The organism is Alteromonas sp. W364 (genome assembly GCF_031846205.1).
In the GTDB taxonomy this organism is placed as follows: Bacteria; Pseudomonadota; Gammaproteobacteria; order Enterobacterales; family Alteromonadaceae; genus Glaciecola; species Glaciecola blandensis.
The window spans coordinates 174,883-194,493 of record NZ_JAVRID010000004.1; the positions used below are offsets into that span (position 1 = coordinate 174,883).

The following is a 19,611-nucleotide window of genomic DNA, read 5'->3' on the forward strand; positions in this document are numbered from 1 at the left end:
GTAGTCCAAGAGTCCTTTGTTCGCTAATAAACTATCTTATTAGAAAGTGTAACCAAAGCTGATATAACCTGTACGACCAAGCGTATCATAGCCTACACCAAGAGGGATGTTTCTGGTAGCAAATACACCAGCAGTATCCACTTTAGGTGGAGCATCATTGAATACGTTTTGTACACCTACAGTTACAGTCAAATCGTCCATTGAGTAGCTCAAAGAAGCATTGTGAACTGTGTAGTTGTCAGTGTAGTAAACCGCACGACATGATACGTTTGCGATACCATTACAAGGTGGATTATCGTCTTCAAATGTGGGTGGCTCATCTGCTTGACCCGCATCTATGTAACGTGTAAACCAGTTAAATCTAAAGTCACTATATGCAAGTGACAATCGAGCACTACCTCTCCATTCAGGGAAAGCAGGTTCGCCTTTGTTATCATCGAACGTTTCGAAGATTTGGAATTCAGCAGACTTCAACTTCGTACCGATAATGTCTAAAGTCACGTCTAGTTCTTGGTCACCAACAACAAATGCTTGATTATAGAAAATGTTATAGTCAGTACCTTCAGAGCCTTCTAGGCCGATATTGATGAAACGTGAATCTACGTTGTCAATCAAACCATCATCGCCACGCTCTAGGAACGCACAGAAACCACTGTCACCATTTGGCTGATCGATATTGTCATAACATTGAGCAGCAACGAAGCTAGCAGAAGGTTCAGCAACACCGTTTTCGATATCAATGTCATATCGGGTTACAGATAGTGTTAAGTCAAACGCATCTGTGAACGGCTGTTCGATAACGAAACCGTAAGTGGTAGATGTTGACGTTTCTGGATTAAGGTTCTGAGTACCACCAGTGGTGATTTCAGATTGGTAACCACTACCTGAACCTAGCACGTTAATACCGAGAGAGGTTGGGTCAAGGTTATTTGCACGACAAGCGTCTAATACACGTGTTTCACGAGTATCTAAAGCAGCGTCATAAGTGTTGCCAGCTGAAGGGTCTGTGATGTTACCAACACGAGCTGCCTCTGGGACTACACATGGATCAAATACTGTGCCGAAACCAGATGTACCATTCAAGAAACGCTCACGAAGGTTAGGTGCACGATATGATGTACCACGAGTACCACGAATAGTTAACCATTCGTTTGGACGGTAGATACCTTTTAAGCTCCAAATCTGTTCAGCACTGTAGAAACTTTCTTCTGTAATACGACCAGCGGCAGTAACAGTCAATTCTTCAGCATATTCCTGACCACGTAGAAGTGGGAATTCAGTTTCGAAGAATACTTCACGAATAATACGAGAACCATCTGCGCCTTGATCTGAGAAGAAACCTGCTAGTAAGCCGTCAGCTGCTACATCATTAGCGTCAGTGATGATCTCATCTTTACGCCATTCAGCACCAACAACTAATGGAACAGTTTGGTCATTCCAAGGTAAGTTAAATAAATCACCTGTTATGAAACCACCAAATACAGTTTGTTTAACTTCAGTTTCAATGATTCTGTCAATGAATAAGAAGTCGCGTTCTGCCTGAGTTGCGAAATCACCAGCGCCAAGTTGATATAGTGTAGGAGATAATAAATCAACAACCACACAATCAGTACCACAAGTAATTGAACCGTCGGCGTTACGCACCGCGTTATTCAATGATTGATCAATACGTGCTTGGCTAATACCAGAGATGGTGTTTTTACCGTCTGAAGCACTGTGAGTTGCAGATACCTCATAAGTCCAGTTGCCTTCACCGAAGCCGTCTAGAAGACCAATGTTACCATTCAAGCCAGCAGCTAAGCGGAATTGACTCACATCAACTTCACTGTTTTCTCTGTCGCCTCTAACACTGATAATCGGTTGAATATCAAGTCTAGTGTCACCAAAGAAAGCGTCTAAGCCGGTAGTAGCGTAACAGTTGTTACCATTGATTGGGTCAGTACCACAAATATTTAGTGGGTGATCTGCAGGGATAATACCTTGGAAGAATTGAGCACCGTTATTGAAAACATCAGATGCACGCTGTGCATATAAGGCTTCATAGTAGAAACGAGTGTCATTTTCGTCATTAAACAAGTAATCACCATTAGCAAACAAACTGAAACGTTTGTTTGGGCTTAACCAATCTGATTGGTTAACATAGTCAGACGCACTTGCGTTGTAGAATGGGTCTTGGAAATCGACATCACGGAGGCCGTCACCGTCGCCATCATAAATACCTGCGTCAGGGATACCGTCGCCATTCGTATCAGCAGCAAACAAGCCATTGATGAATGGAACGTTACCTAAACTACTACCTGAGTCAGAGAAGTTAGGAATACCGATGTTAGTGAAACCTTCAGTGTAATAAACCGAACCAAAGAAACCTAAAGATACACGGTTAATGAGTGAACTTAACTTACAGTTTTGTGGTGGATTGATGTTTGGACCAATACCTCTGTACTGCGTGTAGATGTTGCCGTCATTACCTTCGTGGTAATATTCGTTACAGTCGCTAGCGAAAGCACTGTCTGCGTAAGTTTGTGTTTTACGCTCGAAATATTCAGCAGCAACGTTGAATGAGTAGTTGTCGCCAGACGCGCCGTACATTGCGGAGAAAGTAGTTTCTTCACCGCCAGAGGCTTGTGGATTTGAGAAGCTACCTTGGAAGTCAAAGCCTTCAACGTTTGAACGTAAAATAACGTTCGCAACACCAGCGATTGCGTCTGAACCATAAACTGTTGACGCGCCATCGAACAAGTTTTCGATACGGTCAATGATAACTGATGGAATAAGGTTCAAATCTGGAGAAGATGGCGCGCCACCAACACCAGCAGGAGCCATACGGCGACCGTTGATCAATACTAGAGTACGGTCAGCACCTAGACCACGAAAACCGATAGTTGACGCACCTGGACCATTATCAAGTACGAAACCACCAAAGGTGTTATCGATTTGAAGACCAGATACTTGTGAGGTTGTTTGCAGCATTTCTGTCGCGTCAAACAAACCTAATTCACGTGAGATCTCACCACTAACCACTTGGATAGGTGATGCATTTGAAAATTCATCTCTTTTAATACGTGAACCGGTGACTGAAATTCTTTCTACGACTTCAGCAACTTCTTCCTCTTCTTCTTCAAGAAGGTCGTCTGTTTCCTGTGCGTATAGGTTGGGCGCTGCTAAGCATCCAAGGGCGACTAACACCGCCATTGATACTTTATGCAACTTAGTATCGTTGCTTTGATTCATATTGTTTCCCTGTTACCGCTTTATAGCGATTAGTATTATTGTTTTATCCAAAAAATATTTTTGGTCAAAATGTGCAACTTTTTATTATGTCGGCTGGTCAATTATTACAACGCAGTGGTTTTGACCACTTTACTGTTGAACAAAACCAATAGATTAGCCAGTTGCTTTTTTCTGCACAACCTAATTTAATCAATGTACTAGAAACAGTCAAACATCTTACGTCATCAAAGTAGGCTCTTTTTTGAACGATTTTACGTATTTTTTTCTACAATTATGTATGGTTTCTGAAAATCTAATAAAAAACAATGGCTTACTCTTTTGTTCTCTGGGTTGAAATGTTTACAAAATAGTTCAAAAAAAAAGAAAAATTTATAAAAAAGGCGAAATTTTTGACAACATTTCGCCTTTTTTTGACTTCAGTAATGAATTATTACCAAATTTTGACTCGGTCCTCTGGCGCAAGGTACAAAGCGTCCCCCGGTTGCACATCGAATGCTTCATACCATGCATCGTGATTACGTGGCGCTTGAGCTCTATAACGTCCTGGCGCATGTGTACCTGCGCGAAGTTGATTAAGCATACTTTGCTCCGTTCGCTTCTCACGCCACACTTGCGCCCACGCTAAGAAGAAACGTTGGTCACCAGTCAGGCCATCAATGATGGGCGCTTCTTTTCCATTCAACGAAAGCTGATAAGCATGATAAGCCATTGCTAGGCCGCCCACATCACCAATGTTCTCACCAAGGCTATTTCGGCCATTTACAAAGTTACCCTCGATCGGTTCATACTGACTATATTGCTCGGCTAGCATATCGGCTTTTTTCTCAAACGCAGCGCGATCTTCTTCGGTCCACCAGTTTGTCTGGATCCCATTTGCGTCAGATTTAGATCCTTGATCATCAAAACCATGACCCATTTCATGCCCAATAACTGCGCCAATCGCTCCATAGTTCACGGCATCATCTGCATTAGGATCAAAGAATGGTGCTTGTAAAATAGCAGCAGGGAATACGATTTCATTAAAAGAACTGTTGTAATATGCATTCACTCGTTGCGGTGCCATGCCCCAACGCTCTCTATCGGTCTTTTGCATTTCACGCTCCACACTCTGAGCTTGGAAGAAGCGACGTAAACTTTTTACATTACCTAAAAGGTCATTATTTGATAGTGATAGACCTTCGAAGGACTGCCACTCATCGGGGTAACCAATTTTGGGTCTGAATGCCATGAGCTTTAATTTTGCGTTGACCTTCGTTTCTTCACCCATCCAGTCTAAGCCATCAATACGTTCGCCAAGCGCTTTGCGTAAGTTTTCAACCAATACAGCCATTTTTTCTTTAGAACTTTCTGGGAAGTACTTATCAACATACACTTTACCAATCGCGAAACCCAATGAAGACGTGCCTGACATTTGAGATATCGCTCTTTTCCAGCGAGGGCGAGGCTCTTGTTGGCCGCTAAGCACTGTTCCATAAAATGAAAAATTCAGCGCATAGATATCTTCAGGCAGCATGCCTGCGTTTCGACTGATAGCGTGGTATGTCAGGTAGTCCTTCCATACCGCTAAGTCTTGTTCGTTGATCAAGGTGATCATATCTTTGACTGGCTCGGGTTGTGTCACATTCAGCGCAGGTACTTTGTAGCCAGATGATGCAAAAAAGGTATCCCAATCAAAGCCCGGGTATTCTTTCAACAGCTCTGCTCGACTAATTTGATTCAGTGTGAGATCTCTATTTCTGCGTTTTTCTCTTGGCCATTGCGCCTCAGCAATTTTGGTTTCAAGCGCGATAATTTGTTCAGCTTTGCTTTCTGCATCTTCGATATCTAAAAGTGCTAGGGTTTTAACGATATTGTCTTTGTAAGCGGCAAGGATTTTTTGAAACCGTTCTGTGTCTGTTAAGTAGTAGCTTCTATCGGGTAGGCCTAAACCGCCTACGCCAATTGACATTTGGTATTCATTTGGATCAAGACGATTGAAACCAAGACCACCGCCAATTGGACTGATAGAGCCACTTAGCCATGCGTTACCAAATACAGATGTGAGATCAATTACACTATCAATATTATTGATATCGTCTAATAGAGGTTGAATGGGTGTTAAGCCTTTCGCATTGATTGCGTCAACATCCATGTATGCATTATAAAAGTCTGCAATGAGTTGCTCTTCGGCGTTTAATTCATTGGCTTTGCTAATGTCATCGATAATTTGTTTAACACGCTCTTCACTGCGATCAGCCAATACACTAAATGCACCGTAACGGGTCTTATCGGAAGGCATTTCGAAATTGTCATACCATGTGCCACTCGCGTACATGAAGAAATCATCCCCAGGCTTCACGTCTAGGTTTCTTGCGTCGAGTTGTATACCGAAGCTACCTAGTTCTGGTTGACCTTTTGCGATGGCTTGCTCAAGCTTATCGTTAACCGTTTTCTCGCTTGCTTTTTCAGTTTGAGCACATGCACTGATAAACAAAGCGCTGGTGACTGCTAATGTGATTAAAGACTTCTTCATGTTTTTCCTATGTCGTTTTATTTTTATTTGTTTTCTAAAAAGCGTGACCGATACGAACGAATATGTCTTTTTCGTATTGGCTAATTTATTGCGTATATTATTAGAACATTTTCATTCCAAGTAAAAGCTTTAGTCCTGTTTAAATGGCAATACACTATCAGCTTGGTGTTTATACTGTTGTACACCGAGTGTTTCTCTTTCGAGAAAATCAGCTACAGCAGACCGAAAGTCTGGATGTTGTAAGTAGTGATTTGAGTAGCAATAACTTGGCCTGAAACCCCGAAGTATTTTATGTTCCCCTTGTGTACCAGGATTAAACGTCTGTATCTTATTTTGAATACAAAACTCAATACCTTGGTAGTAACAGCATTCAAAGTGTAAACCAGACAATTCCTTTAATGCGCCCCAGTAGCGACCACATAAGAGTTGTTCGTTATAAAAAAACAAAGCAGATGCAATACAGTTGTCGTCTTCAAAAGCCATGACGATCATGAGGCTTTGGCGCATATGCTTTTGCAGATAAGTGAAAAATTCACGATTCAAATAGCCGGTGTGTCCACTTCTTTTGAGGTAAGTTTGTTGATAGCATAAATAAAAATCGTCGAGTACACTTTCTGTAATGTCTTCACCACAAAGTTGCTTAATTTCTAAGTTGTCTTGTTGGAGTTTTGCTCTTTCTTTTTTAATTGAACGACGTTTCCGTGATGTCATTTCATCTAAAAAGTCGTCAAAGTCTCTGTAAGCATTGTTCTGCCAAACAAATTGCACACTAATGCGAGGCATGATGCCGAAAGGCTCGAGTTGTTTACTATCTTTTTCTGGTAAAAACAAAGTATGAAATGAAGAGGCAGTTGCTTGTTGTACGATATCTTCAACGTGCTTGCCAATGAACGCATAGATTTCATCAGACTTAATGTTAGTGTCTTGACGTAAAAGCAGTCTGCTACCAGTGACAGGGGTAAATGGTATACAGCAAACAAGTTTGGGATAATACGGTATTTGATGGTGTTGATAGGCATTTGCCCACGCATGGTCAAATACATACTCACCATAGGAGTGAGTTTTCAAATAACAGGGTAAGAAAGCTAGCAGCTTTTCTTTCTCGAAAACAGCGATGTGTTGACTGATCCATCCCGTGCCTTGTCCAACGCATTTGCTTTGTTCCAAACCCTTCAGAAAATGAAGGCTCAAAAATGGTGTACAAAAGTCAGGTTTGTCATCGATAAGTTGTTGCCAAAGCGCTGGCGCTATATCATCAACGCTGACGATAAATTTCCACGATAAATCCATGAGATCGATAAATAAAGAAGGTAATGTTGATAACTATGACAGATTCGCCAACAAAGATCATTCGCCACAAAGTGACTCGATTGCTCGCTAGACGAGAACAAAGTCTACACGAGTTGCGCAAAAAACTGCTGGAATCCGTTGATGATAAAGCATTGATTGAGGAGGTATTGGCACAGTTTAGCGCGAAAGACATTCAGAGCGACTTACGTTATGCCGAAGCAGTTGTAAGAGGAGCATACCGCAAAGGAAAAGGGCCTTCATTTATCGAGCGAAGTCTGGCAGAACATGATATTGAGTATTCACTTGTCGCGACGCTCATTGCGAGTGACGATTTTGACTGGTTTGAACTTGCTCGTGCTGTCAAAGTTAAAAAGTATGGCGAAGAAGCGCCAGAAGATTGGCAAGCGAAACAAAAACAGATGCGATTTTTGCAATATCGCGGATTTTATCAAGACCAAATAAACTACGCCTTTGAATAGGCTTAACAAAGCAAGTGCTTACATGATATCTTTCGGTATAATTAAACAACGCTTATCGAATGATAAATAATTTGTAATCCTCTGACCGCATTAGGAACATTAATGACACGCTCTACCGCTGATATTCGACGCACTTTCCTGCAATATTTTCAACAACACAAGCACCAAATCGTTTCTAGTTCATCCTTGGTTCCGCATGACGATCCTACTTTGTTGTTTACGAATGCGGGTATGAACCAGTTTAAAGACGTATTTCTAGGTGCTGAACAGCGAAACTATACCAGAGCAGTCTCGTCGCAACGTTGCGTTAGAGCCGGCGGTAAACATAATGATCTCGAGAATGTCGGGTACACCGCGCGTCATCATACATTTTTTGAAATGCTCGGTAATTTTAGCTTTGGAGACTACTTTAAGGAACAAGCGATTAGTTTTGCATGGAATTTCTTAACAGAAGAACTTGGCTTACCCAAAGAAAAGCTATTAGTCACTATTTATCATGAAGACGACGAAGCGTTTGATATTTGGGAAAAGAAAATCGGCATACCAGCTGACAGGATTATTCGAATCGCAACATCTGACAACTTTTGGTCAATGGGTGATACCGGGCCATGTGGACCCTGTTCAGAGATTTTCTATGATCATGGAGAGCACATTTGGGGCGGACGCCCAGGCACGCCGGAAGAAGATGGAGACCGATTCATTGAAATCTGGAATTTGGTATTCATGCAGTTTAACCGCCAAGCTAACGGTGACATGTTACCGTTGCCTAAGCCGTCTATCGATACTGGCATGGGTTTGGAGCGTATTTCTGCGATTCTGCAAAATGTGCACAGTAACTATGAGATTGATTTATTCCAAAGCCTGATTAAGTCTGCAGCAAAAATTGTGGGGACCGAAGATTTAGAGAACAAATCGCTGCGAGTGATTGCGGATCATATTCGCTCTTGTAGTTTCCTGATTTGTGATGGTGTAATGCCATCAAATGAAGGACGTGGTTACGTGTTGCGACGCATCATTCGTCGTGCAGTGCGTCATGGTTACAAGATGGGTGCAGACGACATTTTCTTCTACAAGTTAGTCGCAACATTAGTGAGCGAAATGGGAGAAGCATACCCAGAGCTTGCGCAACAACAAGCCGTCGTTGAAAAGGTATTGAAAGTCGAGGAAGAGCAGTTCTCGAAAACATTGTCCCGCGGTATGGTTATTTTAAATGAGGCGCTCGCTGAATTAAGTGAGAAGCAAGTGCCTGGAGATGTTGTTTTCAAACTATATGATACTTATGGCTTTCCTGCTGACCTTACCGCAGATGTTGCGCGTGAGCAGGGCTTTACCATTGATGAAGCGGGTTTTGAAAAAGCGATGGCCGGACAAAAAGCCTTATCGCAGTCCGCTAGCAAGTTCGGCGCTGACTATGCCAATGTCTTGAGTTTAGAGCATACTACTGATTTTACCGGGTACACTGAACTTAGCGGTACAGCCACAGTGGTTGATATCATTATTGATAATCAGCAGGTGGCATCAGGTAGTGGAGATGCCATGTTGGTTCTCGATTCAACCCCATTTTACGCAGAATCAGGTGGTCAGGTCGGCGACACGGGTCACATGACTGCGGCGAATGCTCAAATAAAAGTGACTGATACCGTCAAAGTAGGAAATGCTTTTGGCCATCGTGTGACCATTGATGGTGAAGTGAAAGTGGGTGACAAAGTAGATTTGAGCGTCGATCGTGCTCGTCGTGACCGCATCAAAGGGAATCACAGTGCTACTCATTTATTGCACGCTGCCTTACGCCAAGAACTCGGGGACCACGTCACTCAAAAGGGTTCATTGGTCGATGCAGAAAAACTACGCTTTGACTTTTCACACTTCGAATCAATTAGCGCTAAACAGTTAAAGAACGTGGAAGATCTAGTAAATGCTGAAATTCGTTTGAATAATCAATTAAGCACCAAGCTGATGGACTTAGATGAAGCGAAAGCGTCCGGCGCAATGGCTTTATTCGGAGAGAAGTACGATGAAAAGGTGAGAGTGGTGCAAATGGGGCCGTTTTCTACTGAATTGTGTGGAGGCACGCACGTGAGCCGCACAGGCGACATTGGTTTGTTCAAAATTACCTCTGAAGGAGGTATAGCTGCAGGTGTAAGACGAATTGAGGCGACGACAGGACAGAGTGCACAAGACTTCGTTAGCGATGAGTCCGACAAATTATTTAAGATTGCTAGTTTAGTTAAAGCCGATAAAGCCTCTGCTGCAGAAAAAGTATCAGCAGCCTTACAACATATAAAAGTGCTTGAAAAAGAAATAGCTCAGTTTAAAGACTCGATGGCGGGTCAAAAAAGTAAAGATTTGATTTCTAATGTTCAGGACGTGAATGGCGTAAAACTGTTAGTCGCCAGACTAGAGGGTGTCGAAGCCAAAGCGTTGCGCGGGATGGTAGATGACCTCAAAAATCAAATGCAGTCAGGTGTGGTTGCATTAGGTATAGCAAATGACGGCAAAGTCAGCTTGATAACTGGCGTTACAAAAGACTTGGTGTCTCGTTTTAAAGCTGGAGAACTTGTGAATCATATGGCTGCTCAAGTTGGTGGCAAAGGTGGTGGTCGACCTGATATGGCTCAGGCCGGAGGCTCACAACCAGAAAACTTACAAGAAGCTTTAGATTCAGTGAAAATTTGGCTCGAAAATAGCATGTAAAAATTGCAGCTTAAAAATGTGAGAGAAATGAGCGAGATAAATTGCAGCTGCAGGATGTTTGTAGATTTCTTGAGCAAAAAAAAATAGATTTCTCTTGGCTAAAATCGAGTTTTTAACGTATATTTACAACTCAACGATGGCCAATGTCGTACAAGTCTTGTATCCGACTACTGACTCAGTGGTGTAGACATGTGTGAGGCAGGTACATTGATTGGACCATAACTAAAAGGAGCTACAACATGCTTATCTTGACTAGACGCGTAGGGGAAACTTTAATGGTGGGTGATAACGTCACTGTTACCGTTTTAGGCGTCAAAGGAAATCAAGTTAGAATTGGTGTCAATGCACCAAAGGAAGTTTCAGTTCATAGGGAAGAGATTTATATGAGAATACAAGCGGAGAAGGGAAATCAGGCTGCGCCAGGTAACTCTTAATATTCGTGTATTTTCATTTTCTTACTAGCAATAGTAAGGATAGAAAACTCAGGTCATTCTGAGTTTTTTACTTTTTGTCGGAAGAAAAAAACGGCCAATTGGTCAAAAAACTGACAAACGAATAGTAATAGTAAATTAGTTGCCAAAAAAGCATTGACTTATACTATCGATTCAGTAAACTTCCGCCCCACATTTAGGAGAGGTGGCCGAGTGGCTGAAGGCGCTCCCCTGCTAAGGGAGTATAGGGTTTATAGCCCTATCGAGGGTTCGAATCCCTCTCTCTCCGCCATTTAAAACATGGTAGAATGAAGCGATAGATAACGTTGAACTTTTAACGAAATTTAAAGCTTGGAAAGATTGATAAAGACTTAACCGTTTTTATCAAAATGAGACGAAACGATTGTTTCACTACGCGCATGTAGCTCAGCTGGATAGAGTACCTGGCTACGAACCAGGCGGTCGGAGGTTCGAATCCTTCCATGCGCGCCATACATTTAAGAATATGAGTTTACGCGCATGTAGCTCAGCTGGATAGAGTACCTGGCTACGAACCAGGCGGTCGGAGGTTCGAATCCTTCCATGCGCGCCATGTTAGCCGAAAGGCAAGTAAATGCCCTGCACAAAGTGTGGGGCATTTTTTTTGCTTTTGAAAAAGTCTTTCTATGACGATTCTTGAAATGCTTTAGCTTTTCTAAAAAAGCAGGCTTCTTGTTAAAAATTCGTAAAAAATGCATAAAAATAGAACATACATCATCAATAATGCATAATTATCGTAATCTTATGCAACCTACATCAGGTTTTCGATTGTATTTTCAGGCTCTCCATGCTATTTATCCTAGCCAGTTTTTGAAAGCGCACTTAAAAAAGGAATAGTGATGGTTGAACAGTTAACGGAAGCCGGCATTTTGCTCGGGGTTGGTATGTCTGTTGTATTTACATTTTTAACTCTGTTGATTGTTGGTATTCATGCTATTGCTTGGTTTTGCCGAACATTTCCATCACCAGAGCAAACACCCGATATAAGACCGCAACAAACACAGAATAATAATAAGAAAGCATCATCGACAGTCAGTCCTGAAATTGCAGCTGCTATTACCGCTGCCGTTCATACACACAGACACACGACTTCAAAATAACAAGGAACGCCATATGTCCAATTCACTCGGTATTACAGAACTGGTCCTTCGTGACGCGCATCAATCTTTACTCGCCACCAGAATGCGTTTAGAGGATATGCTACCCATCGCTGAGAAACTAGATAACGTTGGTTATTGGTCAGTTGAGTCCTGGGGTGGTGCAACATTTGATGCTTGTATTCGCTACTTGGGTGAAGATCCTTGGGAGCGTATCCGTGCTTTAAAAAAGGCGATGCCTAAAACAAAACAACAAATGCTTCTTCGTGGCCAAAATTTACTAGGTTATCGCCACTATGCGGATGATGTTGTTGAAAAGTTCGTAGAACGTGCTCACACCAATGGTGTAGACGTATTTCGTATTTTTGACGCGATGAATGATGTGCGCAACCTTGAAACTACGGTTAAGTCGGCTATAAAGGTTGGTGCTCACGCGCAAGGGACAATTTCTTATACTGTCAGCCCCGTTCACAATCTCCAGCTCTGGCTAGATATGGCTAAAAAGCTAGAGGATATGGGGGTGCACTCTATCTGTATCAAAGATATGGCAGGCCTACTGAAGCCTTACGATTGCGAGGCTTTGATTAAAGGCTTAAAAGAGACAGTACAGGTGCCGATTGCAATGCAATGTCATGCAACCACTGGTTTAAGCACGGCGACTTATCAGAAAGCAGTGGATGCAGGTATCGATATGTTAGATACCGCGGTGTCATCAATGAGTATGACTTATGGCCATACCGCAACCGAGACAATGGTATCTATCGTTGAAGGCACAGAGAGAGACACGGGTTTAGATATCGAAGGCTTAGCTGATATCTCTGCTTATTTTCGAGAGGTTCGGAAGAAATATGCACAGTTTGAAGGCTCTTTAAAAGGAGTTGATGCAAGAATACTGATTGCTCAGGTCCCGGGCGGTATGCTGACAAATATGGAAAGTCAGTTAAAAGAACAGGGCGCTGAAGACAAATTTGATGAGGTGTTGCTAGAAATTCCAAGAGTGAGAGAAGATCTTGGCTTTATTCCTCTAGTCACACCGACCTCACAAATTGTTGGCACCCAAGCCGTACTCAACGTTCTAACAGGCGAGCGCTACAAAAGCATCACCAAAGAGACGGCAGGTGTGCTTAAGGGCGAATATGGTGCGACAGCCGCGCCAGTCAACAAAGAATTGCAAGAACGCGTGCTTGAGGGCGGTAAACCTATTACATGTCGCCCAGCGGATGTAATTGAACCTGAACTTGAAAAGTTAGAAGCGGAATTAGATGAACTTACTGAGAAAAAGTCTCTTCGTATAGCAAAAGATAAAGTTGACGATGTATTAACTTATGCTTTATTTCCACAAATTGGCTTGAAGTTTATTGAAAATCGCGACAACCCAAGCGCCTTCGAACCAGTTCCGGCAGATACTAAAAGCGTTGTGGAAGCGAAAGATGTTGAAGCTTTGGCTGGCGATGCAAAAGCGTATCAAGTTCGCGTTGAAGGAAAGGTTTATGATGTTGAAGTGGCTGAGAGTGGCGAGGTTAAACATATATCTTCAGCAGCTTCAGCCAGCCCATCAGTATCTGAAGCTCAGTCATTGCCATCTGGTGCAAGCACTGATGTCGCTGCGCCCTTGTCTGGTAATATCTTCAAAATAAATGTGCAGGAAGGCGCCACAGTTAACGAAGGCGATGTGATTTTGATATTGGAAGCAATGAAAATGGAGACCGAAGTCAGAAGCTCTGTTTCAGGTGTTGTCCAACAACTTTTAGTAAAAGACGGTGATGCAGTGCAAGCGGGCCAAACAATGATGGTAATTGGGTAAGCACATGGATAAGTTTCTAATTCTTTGGGAAAGTACATCTTTACCCCATTTCGAAGTGGGTCAAATAGTCATGATGCTTGTAGGCTTCGGTTTACTCTATCTCGCTATAGTACGTAAGTTTGAGCCACTTTTATTGCTACCTATAGGCTTTGGTGCCCTGCTTACTAATATCCCTTTAGCGGGCTTTAGCGAAGCAGGAGGCATCCTTCATTATATTTACTATATTGGAGTCGATACAGGCGTTTTTCCGCTCCTTATATTCATGGGCGTCGGAGCAATGACTGATTTCAGCGCATTAATTGCTAATCCTCGCATGCTGCTGTTGGGAGCTGCCGCTCAATTTGGTATTTTCGCTACTCTATTTGGCGCCATACTATTGAATGGCTTGCCTGGCTTTGATTTTACCCTGCAAGATGCATCAGCGATCGCCATTATTGGCGGGGCAGATGGACCCACCGCCATATTTTTGGCATCTAAGCTGGCACCTGAGTTACTTGGTGCTATCGCCGTTGCTGCTTATTCATATATGGCATTAGTGCCGATTATTCAGCCGCCAATAATGAAGGCATTGACGACGCCAGAAGAGCGTAAGCTAAGCATGGCTCAGCTAAGGGTTGTATCAAGAAAAGAAAAAATCCTATTTCCGCTGGCAGTGCTAGTGCTCACATTGATTTTCTTGCCTTCAGCAACGCCCCTAGTCGGCATGTTCTGTTTTGGTAATCTTTTAAAAGAGTGTGGTGTGGTTGACCGTTTAAGCAATACCGCACAAAACGAATTGATTAATATTGTTACGATCTTTTTGGGTTTGGCTGTTGGTTCAAAGCTAAGTGCCGATCAGTTTTTAACATATGAAACACTGGGTATTTTAGCGCTAGGCGCTGTTGCATTTTCTATTGGAACAGCTGCGGGCGTGCTAATGGCTAAACTAATGAACAAGTTCAGCAAAGACAATATTAATCCGCTCGTCGGTGCTGCTGGCGTCTCAGCGGTGCCAATGGCCGCTAGGGTAGTGAATAAAGTAGGTTTAGAAGCAAATCCGCATAATTTCTTACTGATGCATGCCATGGGGCCAAACGTTGCCGGTGTACTTGGTTCTGCCGTTGCTGCGGGGATTTTGTTGGCGTTGGTTGGGCCTTGAATTAGCTGAAAAATTTTGGCTTTAAATAAGCCGTTTACATCCAATACAGAAAGCCAAATGCATAGATGTTTTCTATTTTTTTGGCTTTTTTTTCATTCATTAACCTCTTAAGCCGCTGAATTTTATTGTAAATGTGACAGTGTAATCTGCCGTCGATGTACACTTAATTTCTGGTCCGCTTCTTGCTACCTCCCTCAAAGTAAAATAATTCAAATCCATACCGTCAAAAAACTGTGGCTTCAATCAGCGCATGTGCGGAATGAGAAGACTCACTTTGAGGAAAAGAACATGAATCAGAAATCAAGATCTATTAACACCCTATTTATTTCAGTGTTGAGCGCTCTCTCATTGTCTGCTTGTAGTTCGCTACCCTTCATGGCAGACGGTGAGTCAGAAATAAATACGGCGAGCGTTAATGAGTTTTCTCAGTTTAATCAGCCAAGTAATAATGATTCTTTAAAACGTGAAGTAGAAGACTTTAAGTCGATGAAAGAAAGCCTATCTCGTTTGGTTGCACTTGAGTCAGACCTCAATTTTTTACTTGAAGAGATGAGTCGATTCAATGAGAAGAGCCCTGTCATTTATGATGAAGCGTCTATTCCCCTCGCTCAAAATAATGCAAGTGCTTCAAGCTTTCAAGCGAAAGACACTGTTGTTTTTTCTTCCGAAGGAAGAAATGTTACATCGAACAATAATCGAGAGCGCCAAGTCGGCGGGGGAAACGAGAGATGGGCTTCTGAATCAGGCGAAATGAATAACTTAGGTATTGCGAGAAAAAATCAAAATGATTTACGTAGTACAAATTCAGGCGTATCTACTCAAGGAGTGAATACTGCAAAATTTGAGTCGTCACGCAATGTAGAGCTTGCACCAGCCACTCCCATTATGCAAATGCCAGCGGCTTTAACGAGGGCAGATCAGCAAAAGACAGCAGTATCCATGGATAAATTTAAGCAGGACAATGTTGCTCCGAACGCTCAGGTGCAGGGAGGTTTACCAAGAGAACGCAATGCCAAAGCAGACATGAGTAAATTTTCAACTGATCCGAGTCAAATTGTTGGTGAGGTAGGGAGTTGTATGGAATGGAAATCGGATAAAAACAAAACATATGCCCTGCATTTAGCGTCTTACACCAGTCGCACTGCAGCGGAAAGTGGTTGGAATAAGCTTGATCAGAAATATCAAGACTTGTGGTGTGATACGCCAGCAAGCTTAGCGAAAGTTGTAGTGAAAGGTACTGAGTATCTCAGTTTGCGTGTTGGTGGCTATGACTCAAGAGACAAAGTATTAGAGCTTTGTTCTGAGATAAAGCAGCGCGGGGATTATTGTGCCGTTAGCACTGCTGTTGGCGAAAGAATTCAATAAAGCATAGAAGAACAGAGATAATCCTGTGATTAAACTAAACCTCATCACTTCAGCATTACTGTTCACTCTAGTTAGTGTTAGTGGTGATGTCTACGGACAGCAAACTTATGATGCTGAAGGCAACTTAATTGGGAGTTCAACTAAAGAGGTTGCACTGGCAACATTATCCGAACGTTTTGAAATTGGTGAAGAGCTAATCGTTACAATTAGGGTTGGTTCACTGAACTACGGTGAGGTTTTTGCTGTGGTAACAGGCCAAGGGTTATTTGTTAACCCTGAAGAAGTAATCAACGTAATGAATTTTCCAATCACAAGAGTAAATTCAGAACAGCGACTCGAATTGAAGGGCTGGTACATATCTGAAAACAGGACGTTTGACTTAATATTATACAATGAAGTGCAAGGCAGCAACGCCGGAGAGCTTGTAAGGTCTGAAAACAAGACATACATAAGCTCACAAAACGTGCAAAGCTTTAACAATGAAGTTTTGATGGATTTTGACTTAGTCGCTTCTTGGTTTGGCCTGTCTCTTACTTTTGAGAGTGAAAGTTTATCAGTTAACGCTAAAGCTAGTATCCCTTTGCCAGCACAAGAAAAGCTGAAGCGAGAAGAAACAAATGTAAATTCAAGAGAACACCTTACTATTAAATACCCGAACTTTGATTTCGGCTACTTTGAACGCTCTCATCAAATGTTTGATGCAAACCTCACATCAATATACAGGGACGATGATTTCAATAGTTTTTATAGCGTTGTGGGTATCCAAGATATTGCAGGCTTCTCGACTCGATTTTTTGTACGTGGCGATGACACTGATATTTTTCAGTCGGCAAATGTTAATTTCAAACAACAGTCCTTAAATGAGGATCTGCTCGGTCCTTTAAATGCATCCACCTTTCAATTCGGCGATGTTCGACCTACTCGAGTGAGCGGAGTGACAGGCTCTGAGTCGATTGGCGTAAATATCAGTAACCAGAAGCTAGGACAACCTTTTGACTTTGAGTTTACAAATATTACGGGCATTATTCAGGATGGATGGGATGTAGAGTTATATCAAAACGGTGTACTGACAAGAAAAGAGCTTAATACCAGTGGAGGACAATACGAGTTTCTCGATATACCACTTTTTGCTAACCTGAATACGTTCGATGTAGTCAAATATGGTCCACAAGGACAGATACAACGAGAACGTTATGAGCGTAATTTGGACGCCGATATATTCAACCCGAAACTTCGTTATAATGTGTCCTTAACTCAAGCAAATACTACATTGTTGAACGATTCTTCCTCAACTGGTGAAGAACAAGATCTGTTTCTATCAGGTGCATACTCTTATTCATTTCTAGGGTGGTTATCAACACGCTTTTCACATAACATCAACCTGTCCGATTCAAGCGGTCTGTATTCTATTGGAGCCACGGCAAGAATAAGTCCTAGAGTTTTATCTAGTGTCGCATTGAGCACATCGGGCAGCGATACTCACACTGTTTCAGCGTCATTGCAATCAAGGTTATTTGATCAATTCCTGAATGTAAGTGCTAGTAGCGCATTTGGAGACGGGGAAAGCCAAACTGATAATTTAGCATTGAGAATGAGTGGTAACCTCTACACAGGAGACCTTTTTCGGGTATCTTATGCCAATATTGTCTCGGGGTCTTGGCTACAGAACAATGATTCCTCTCTTAATCTGAACAACACCCTGACTTTATCTTCTCGTTATGGCTTTCTGAGTCACGATTTCGGTTATCAGGAAACCAAAGTAGGCGATGAACGAAACACATCAAAACAAGGGGGAGTTACCTTTAGTACGACTACCGGTAATGTTTTTACCCGTCTTAACGCTAGATATAGTATCGATGAGGTCACAGGACTTGACTGGAAAAGTGCAGAAGCCTCAATAAATTATGAGTTTTATAATAATCTCTCAACCAGGTTTAAAGTAAATAGAGAATTTGAGACTGGATTGAATGCTTATCAGTGGAGTCTTCAGTGGCAACAGCCAACTTATGCAATTTTTAGCAGTTTGTCGCACAATTCAAACGACGATATGGCCATATCATTGAACGCCCGCTTCAGTATGTCTGAGGCGCCATTTGGAAGAGGCTATGTCGCCAGTAGTTTGCCTTTAACATCGAACGGACTGGTCGCAGTAAGGCTTTACGAAGATGTAAATCAGAACTTTGTATTTGACTCCGAAGATAAGGTGCTGCCGAGGGTAAAAGTGGCTGCTGATCAGTTGTCACGTTTTGCTGAAAGTGATGAGTTTGGCATTGCTATACTAGATGGAGTCCCTTCATTTAGAAAAACAGATTTGAGTGTGGATTTAGAGTCGCTAGAAGACCCGTACTTACTGCAATCGACTGAAAATACCTCATTGACACCTCGTGAGGGCCTGCTGACCCTAATCAACTATCCATTTGTGCAAGGTATTGAATTTGAGGGAGAGCTGAAAGTTTACGACGGAGCTGGATATGCGAAAGCACTGCGTAATGCGCCAATCGATATTTTTAGAAGTAACGGCGAGTTCGTTAAAACGATTAAGAGTGAATATGATGGGTATTTCTATTCTGATGTCTTGTTTCCTGACACTTACTCTTTAAGAGTGTCTACGGAGTTTTTAGATGAAAATGAGCTCACAGCGGACTACTCATTTAGGGTTGATGCAAGGAAAGCTGGTTCATTTATTCCTGATGTTCAACTAAACATGCGAAAACTACCATACAAGACCCAATATCAGGCATTTATAGGCGAGTTTTCAATAAAAAATGCGGCCAAGGCATACCTTAAAATAGTTCAACAGAAATTTAAACAGCAAAACATTCGCTTTACACTTCATGAAGCAAAAAACGAGGGTAAATATGTTATCGGCGTTGGTATTTTTGACAGTGCAGAACGAGCAAGCTCTTTCTGTGAGCAGCAAAGGGTGATACTTCCTACTTGTTCGGTTCGGAAGGATCGTTTTAAAGTAGGTAACAATATATGAGCATTAATATGAGTATGAAGTTCGATTGTCTGAAACCATTCCGATATTTTTTAAGAGCAAAAGGCATCAGGGTATTTTTTCAAGCGTTAAGTCTATTGACGCTTGCTGTTAGCCCTTGGCAAAAACTATATGCTCAAACAGTTGAAGAGATTCAGGCGCTTGACCTTGGCACTGTTGCTGTATTAGACAACTCTACGGTAGGTACCATTGAAATAGATCTCGACTCGTTCACTAGAACGAGTGGAGGAGTGAGACTTTTACAAGTTGGTCAGCCCGCTATTATGCGGGCTCAAGGCTTTGATCCAGAGCGCCGGCTATATATCACCGTTCAGGCGAACCAGGGTGGGACTGTCACCGATCAGGTTTCGCAGGAACAGTTTGTTGTGCAAAGATATGATGCAGAAGAGTTCGTAATTACAGATGAAAGTGGAAATGTCGACTTTGTCGTTGGAGGTGTATTTGCCACGTCTGGATCGGGGGGAACAAATTTTAGAGATACTGTTTTTAGAGCGCAATACACAGTAACGGTTAATTATTAGTAGTAGGAA

Annotated in this window: 12 protein-coding genes and 3 tRNA genes; 12 read left to right on the forward strand and 3 right to left on the reverse strand. The window is 42.2% G+C overall.

Going from position 1 to position 19,611, the window contains the following annotated elements; genetic code table 11:
- Window positions 1–39 precede the first annotated feature (39 nt).
- The 3 genes from RM556_RS07990 to RM556_RS08000 form a co-directional block, all read right to left on the reverse strand.
- The gene (locus RM556_RS07990; RefSeq protein WP_311361640.1) at window positions 40–3,231 is read right to left on the reverse strand and encodes a TonB-dependent receptor domain-containing protein; all 3,192 of its coding nucleotides are present in this window, start codon (window positions 3,229–3,231) and stop codon (window positions 40–42) included.
- Window positions 3,232–3,661: 430 nt separating this feature from the next.
- A complete protein-coding gene (locus RM556_RS07995) occupies window positions 3,662–5,743 on the reverse strand; it encodes a M13 family metallopeptidase (RefSeq protein ID WP_311361641.1) in 2,082 nt (693 codons plus the stop codon).
- 129 nt (window positions 5,744–5,872) lie between these two features.
- A complete protein-coding gene (locus tag RM556_RS08000; protein ID WP_311361642.1) occupies window positions 5,873–7,033 on the reverse strand; it encodes a GNAT family N-acetyltransferase in 1,161 nt (386 codons plus the stop codon).
- 35 nt (window positions 7,034–7,068) lie between these two features.
- On the opposite strand from RM556_RS08000, the gene RM556_RS08005 reads away from it, so the two are divergent.
- From RM556_RS08005 to RM556_RS08060, 12 genes are all read left to right on the forward strand, one after another.
- Window positions 7,069–7,512: a regulatory protein RecX gene (locus tag RM556_RS08005; RefSeq protein WP_311361643.1), complete on the forward strand. Its 444-nt coding sequence runs from the start codon at window positions 7,069–7,071 to the stop codon at window positions 7,510–7,512.
- Between the two features lie 102 nt (window positions 7,513–7,614).
- A complete protein-coding gene (gene alaS, locus RM556_RS08010) occupies window positions 7,615–10,206 on the forward strand; it encodes an alanine--tRNA ligase (protein ID WP_311361644.1) in 2,592 nt (863 codons plus the stop codon).
- Window positions 10,207–10,445: 239 nt separating this feature from the next.
- Entirely contained in the window at window positions 10,446–10,640 is a 195-nt protein-coding gene (gene csrA / locus RM556_RS08015; RefSeq protein WP_311361645.1) for a carbon storage regulator CsrA, read from the forward strand.
- A 196-nt stretch (window positions 10,641–10,836) separates the two neighbouring features.
- Window positions 10,837–10,929: transfer RNA gene (locus RM556_RS08020), tRNA-Ser, on the forward strand.
- Between the two features lie 123 nt (window positions 10,930–11,052).
- Window positions 11,053–11,129: transfer RNA gene (locus RM556_RS08025), tRNA-Arg, on the forward strand.
- A gap of 23 nt (window positions 11,130–11,152) precedes the next feature.
- A tRNA-Arg gene (locus RM556_RS08030) sits at window positions 11,153–11,229 on the forward strand.
- Between the two features lie 286 nt (window positions 11,230–11,515).
- Window positions 11,516–11,776, forward strand: coding sequence for an OadG family protein (locus tag RM556_RS08035; protein ID WP_311361646.1), 261 nt, complete (start codon window positions 11,516–11,518; stop codon window positions 11,774–11,776).
- Window positions 11,777–11,789: 13 nt separating this feature from the next.
- On the forward strand, window positions 11,790–13,577 hold the full coding sequence (gene oadA / locus RM556_RS08040; protein ID WP_311374350.1) for a sodium-extruding oxaloacetate decarboxylase subunit alpha: 1,788 nt from the start codon (window positions 11,790–11,792) through the stop codon (window positions 13,575–13,577).
- Between the two features lie 4 nt (window positions 13,578–13,581).
- Window positions 13,582–14,715, forward strand: coding sequence for a sodium ion-translocating decarboxylase subunit beta (locus RM556_RS08045; RefSeq protein WP_311361648.1), 1,134 nt, complete (start codon window positions 13,582–13,584; stop codon window positions 14,713–14,715).
- 288 nt (window positions 14,716–15,003) lie between these two features.
- Window positions 15,004–16,080, forward strand: coding sequence for an SPOR domain-containing protein (locus RM556_RS08050; protein ID WP_311361649.1), 1,077 nt, complete (start codon window positions 15,004–15,006; stop codon window positions 16,078–16,080).
- A gap of 25 nt (window positions 16,081–16,105) precedes the next feature.
- Window positions 16,106–19,063 carry a hypothetical protein gene (locus tag RM556_RS08055; RefSeq protein WP_311374351.1) on the forward strand — a complete coding sequence of 986 codons (2,958 nt, stop codon included), beginning with the start codon at window positions 16,106–16,108 and terminating at the stop codon, window positions 19,061–19,063.
- Window positions 19,060–19,602, forward strand: a complete 543-nt coding sequence (locus RM556_RS08060; protein WP_311361651.1) for a hypothetical protein — start codon at window positions 19,060–19,062, stop codon at window positions 19,600–19,602. Before RM556_RS08055 ends, RM556_RS08060 begins: the two co-directional genes overlap by 4 nt.
- Window positions 19,603–19,611 lie beyond the last annotated feature (9 nt).